A 206-nucleotide genomic window follows, 5' to 3' on the forward strand; every position below is an offset into this window, starting at 1 on the left:
ACAAGGCGATCAGCCAGATCTCGCGCCGTTCATCGGGAAAAAGTGCTTGCTCTCAGGCAGTCGCTGGCCGATATCGGCAAGTGGCTTTGCTTAAACGATGTTGAGTTGACCCGGCTCAATGGGATTGAGGGGATCTGTGACCTTTTGGAGGTCAATCCGATGCATCGCGGGGAGGTGAAGGCGAATGCCAGCTGTGAAGATCGTGC

Annotated in this window: 1 pseudogene; it reads left to right on the forward strand. The window is 55.3% G+C overall.

Annotated features, from left to right (window positions below):
* A pseudogene (locus tag ACEWE8_RS26165) lies at positions 1 to 206 on the forward strand (hypothetical protein); the annotation flags it as partial.

This window comes from Pseudomonas sp. TR47 (assembly GCF_044143025.1).
GTDB classification, from domain to species: domain Bacteria; phylum Pseudomonadota; class Gammaproteobacteria; order Pseudomonadales; family Pseudomonadaceae; genus Aquipseudomonas; species Aquipseudomonas putida_E.